The following is a 4,549-nucleotide window of genomic DNA, read 5'->3' as shown; positions in this document are numbered from 1 at the left end:
GGTCGGCACAGGCCTGTGCCGACCTCAATGCCAACTGCCGACCCGGCCAGGCGCGCCCAGCGACCTGCCGACCTCGCGGCCCCGCGCCTCGCGCCTCGCGCCTCGCGCCTCGCGCCTCGCGCCTCGCGCCTCGGTGCACACCCAGTTTCCCGACCGTTTGGGTAGGGAAATACATAGGCAACATTGATGCACTCAATAGACATCCACTATATGGACATGGTCTTCCGCCCGTTCCGAGCCGCAGTTACCGTCTTCGCCATGACCAAGGCAGCGCGCATCTCCCTCGTGACAACCCGTCACGAGATGCCCATGTGTGCCATGCCGACCTGTGCCTGCGACCGCTGTCGCAGCTGTCAGCCCTGACGCGCCCCTCGCCCCCTGCAAGGTCAGCGCGCGCCGCCGGCCCGCAGCGCTGAGTCCCTGGTCATCCCCGGGAACCGGCTTCTTGTGCCCGCACGACGCGCACCACTCCCCCCAGCACGCTCCACGCCCGCGCGCCCCGCACCGAACAGGACCCCGCACATGGTGAACACGGCTCCCACCCCGCCCGAGACCCGCACCCCGGCACGACGCACGCCGACGACGTCGAAGCGCCCCGCCCGGCCGAACGGCCAGTGGAAGGTCGACGGCACCACGCCGCTGAACCACAACGAGGAGTTCAAGCAGGAGTCGGACCCGCTGGAGGTGCGCGACCGCATCGAACGCATCTACGCCAAGGAGGGCTTCGACGCCATCCCCGGTGACGACCTGCACGGCCGGTTCCGCTGGTGGGGCCTGTACACGCAGCGCAAGCCCGGGATCGACGGCGGCCGCACCGCCCAGCTCGAGCCGCACGAGCTCGAGGACAAGTACTTCATGCTGCGCGTGCGGATCGACGGCGGCGCCCTCACCACCGAGCAGCTGCGCACCATCGCGGGCATCAGCACGGAGTTCGGCCGCGGGTCGGCGGACATCACCGACCGGCAGAACCTGCAGCTGCACTGGATCGAGGTCGAGTCGGTGCCGGAGATCTGGCGCCGGCTGGAGGCCGTGGGCCTGAGCACCACGGAGGCCTGCGGCGACGTGCCGCGCGTCATCCTAGGTAGCCCAGTCGCCGGCGTCGCCAAGGACGAGCTGATCGACCCGACGCCCGTGATCGAGCAGATCCAGGAGCGCTTCATCGGCGATCCCGCCCTGGCCAACCTGCCGCGCAAGTTCAAGTCGGCGATCACCGGCCACCCGAGCCTCGACGTGGTGCACGAGATCAACGACATCTCCTTCGTCGCCGTCGACCACCCCGAGCTCGGCATCGGCTACGACCTGTGGGTGGGCGGCGGCCTGTCGACGGCGCCGCGCCTCGCGGAGCGCCTCGGCGTGTTCGTCACGGAGCAGGAGGCGCCCGACGTCTGGCACGGCGTGATCCGGATCTTCCGCGACTACGGCTACCGCCGGCTGCGCAACAAGGCGCGCCTCAAGTTCCTGCTCGCCGACTGGGGCACGGAGAAGTTCCGCCAGGTCCTGCAGGACGAGTACCTCGGCTACGCGCTGCCCGACGGCGTCGCACCGCCGACCCCCGCCTCCCTGGGCCTGGACGAGCGCGGCGACCACGTGGGCGTGTACGAGCAGCACGACGGGCGCTTCTACGTCGGCGCCGCGCCGACCGTCGGGCGGGTCTCGGGCGAGACCCTGGCCGAGCTGGCCGACCTCGCCGAGGCGCACGGCAGCAGCCGTGTCCGCCTGACGCCGCACCAGAAGCTGCTGGTGCTCGACGTCGAGCAGGAGCAGGTCGAGCCCCTGATCGCCGGCCTGGCCGAGCTCGGCCTGCAGGCCCGGCCCAGCCCGTTCCGCCGCAACACCATCGCCTGCACCGGCATCGAGTACTGCAAGCTCGCGATCGTCGAGACCAAGGCGACGTCGGCGGCGGCGATCACGCAGCTCGAGGAGCGCCTCGGCGACCTGAGCCACCTCAAGCCGCTCAGCCTGCACGTCAACGGCTGCCCCAACTCGTGCGCCCGCATCCAGACGGCCGACATCGGCCTCAAGGGCCAGCTCGTGATGGACGACGACGGCAACCAGGTGCCCGGCTTCCAGGTGCACCTCGGTGGCGGCCTGACCTCGGAGGAGCGGGACGACGCCGGGCTCGGGCGCACCGTGCGCGGGCTCAAGGTGACCGCCGACGGCATCGGCGACTACGTGGAGCGGGTCGTGCGCCGGTTCGACGCCGACCACGACGGCGAGGAGACGTTCGCGCAGTGGGCGCACCGCGCCGACGAGGAGGCCCTCCGATGACGGCCCTCAACGAGGCGCCGACGTCCTCCGTCGCGCTCTCCGGGCTCAGCGCGGGCGAGAACCCGCGCCTCGCACGGGTCCGCGCCCGGGCCGCGGCCCGCGAGAGCATCCGCGACGCGCGCCGGGACGCCCGGGCCACGCGCCGCCGTCGGACCCCGGAGGAGCTGCGGGCGGTCGTGGAGCGCGGGCAGGCCCAGCTGCATGCGTCCCCCGGCAACCCCGAGGCCGACGCCGAGGCGGTCATCGCCTGGGCCGTCCGCGAGTTCGGCCCGTGGCTGACCGTGGCCTCCTCGATGCAGGACACCGTGCTGTCGCACCTCGTGGCGCAGCAGCTCCCGTTCGTCGACGTGCTGTTCGGCGACACGGGCTACCACTTCGCGGAGACGCTCGGCACGCGGGGCGCCGTCGACCTGGAGCTGGACGTGAACGTCGTGGACGTGCGCCCCGAGCTGACGGTCGCCGAGCAGGACGCCGCGTACGGGCCGAGGCTGCACGACCGCGACCCCGAGGCGTGCTGCGCGATGCGCAAGGTCGCCCCGATGAAGAAGGCCCTGGAGGGCTACGAGGCGTGGGCCACCGGCGTGCGCCGCAGCGAGACGGCGGCCCGCGCCAACGCGCCGCTCATCACCTGGGACGAGCGCAACGGCGTGGTCAAGATCAACCCGCTCGCGGCCTGGTCCGACGAGCAGGTCACCGACTACGCCGCCCGGCACGGCCTGGTGGCGAACCCGCTCCTGGCCGACGGCTACCCGTCGGTCGGCTGCGAGCCCTGCACCGCGCGCCCGCTGCCGGGTCAGGACGCGCGCTCCGGCCGCTGGGCCGGGCGCGACAAGGACGAGTGCGGTCTCCATGTCTGACGCCGCACGGTCCGACGCCGCGCGCTCCGGCGGCGGCCAGATCTATCCGCTGGGGCTCCAGGTCGCGGGACGGCTCGTCGTCGTGGTCGGCGGCGGGCCCGTCGCCGCGCGGCGCGTCCGCTCCCTGGTCGACGCCGGCGCGCGGGTGCGCGTCGTCGCGCCGCACTCCGTGCTCGGGGAGCAGGGCATCGCCGTCGTGCCGGAGATTGCGGGCAGCGAGCCCGTCGGCGGCGAGCCCGAGCCCGGGACCGTGCAGTGGGTCCGGCGCGAATACCGGCCGGGCGACCTCGACGGGGCCTGGCTCGCGCACACCGCGACGGGTTCGGCCGCGGCCGACCAGCAGGTGGCCGACGACGCCGAGCGCGCCCGGATCTTCTGCGTCACCGCGGGCGACGCGTCCGTGGGCAGCGCGTGGGTCCCCGCGGTCGCCCGCACCACGCTGACCGACGACGCCGAGGTGACCGTCGCGGTGAACGCCGGCCGGGACCCGCGGCGCGCGCGGGCGATCCGGGACGCGGTCGCGGGCCAGCTCGCCTCGGGCGCGCTCCCGCTGCGCCGCCACCGCCCGCGCGCGGGCGGCAAGCCAGGCCGCGTCTGGCTCGTCGGCGGCGGGCCGGGCGACACCGGCCTCATCACGACCCGGGGCCGCTCGGTGCTCGCCCAGGCCGACGTCGTCGTCGTGGACCGGCTCGGCCCCCGCGCCCTGCTGGACGAGCTCGCCCCCGAGGTCGAGGTGATCGACGTCGGCAAGACCAGCGGCAACCACCCGGTGCCGCAGCACGAGATCAACGCGCTGCTGGTGCAGCACGCGCAGGCGGGGCGCGACGTCGTCCGGCTCAAGGGCGGCGACCCGTACGTGTTCGGCCGGGGCGGCGAGGAGCTCGCGGCGTGCCGCGACGCGGGCATCGAGGTCGAGGTGGTCGCGGGCGTGACGTCGGCGGTCTCCGTGCCGGCGGCGGTCGGCATCCCGGTGACGCACCGCGGCGTCGCGCGCGGCTTCAGCGTCCTGACCGGGCACGACGGCGCCGCGCAGGTGCCGGGCGGGCCCGACCACACGCTCGTGCTGCTCATGGGCGTGACCCACCTGGCCGACACGGCGGCCGCGCTGATCACCGCGGACCGCCCGGCGGGCACCCCGGCCGCCGTGGTCGAGGACGGCTACGGCCCGCGCCAGCGCGTCACCGTCGGCACCCTGTCCACGATCGCGGCGAGAGCCGCGGCGGCGGGCGTGAAGCCCCCGGCGATCATCGTGGTGGGCGACGTCGTCCGCCTCAGCCCGGCCTGGCAGGCCGACCAAGCTCGTTGAGTGCTGGATGCTCGCCCGCGCGAAGGCCACCAACCGGCCGGCCATCCAGCACTCAACGGAACCCTTCTGACAGCAGCGCAGACGACTTCGGTCGGTTGCGTCGAGACCGGTCCATCGA

Annotated in this window: 3 protein-coding genes; all 3 read left to right on the top strand. The window is 74.0% G+C overall.

Going from position 1 to position 4,549, the window contains the following annotated elements:
• Positions 1-522 precede the first annotated feature (522 nt).
• From ACFU5G_RS29235 to cobA, 3 genes are read left to right on the top strand one after another with little or no spacing between them, the layout of a single operon-like run.
• Entirely contained in the window at positions 523-2,268 is a 1,746-nt protein-coding gene (locus tag ACFU5G_RS29235; RefSeq protein ID WP_377252534.1) for a nitrite/sulfite reductase, read from the top strand.
• On the top strand, positions 2,265-3,125 hold the full coding sequence (locus tag ACFU5G_RS29230; protein WP_377252532.1) for a phosphoadenylyl-sulfate reductase: 861 nt from the start codon (positions 2,265-2,267) through the stop codon (positions 3,123-3,125). Before ACFU5G_RS29235 ends, ACFU5G_RS29230 begins: the two co-directional genes overlap by 4 nt.
• Positions 3,118-4,431, top strand: coding sequence for a uroporphyrinogen-III C-methyltransferase (cobA, locus tag ACFU5G_RS29225; RefSeq protein WP_377252530.1), 1,314 nt, complete (start codon positions 3,118-3,120; stop codon positions 4,429-4,431). The genes ACFU5G_RS29230 and cobA overlap by 8 nt, the downstream gene beginning before the upstream one ends.
• Positions 4,432-4,549: the final 118 nt, after the last annotated feature.

The sequence above is a fragment of the Promicromonospora sp. NPDC057488 genome, from assembly GCF_042802395.1.
Taxonomy (GTDB): domain Bacteria; phylum Actinomycetota; class Actinomycetes; order Actinomycetales; family Cellulomonadaceae; genus Promicromonospora.
The sequence above is the reverse complement of the archived record's forward strand: the minus strand, read 5'-3'. Positions and strand labels throughout refer to the sequence as shown.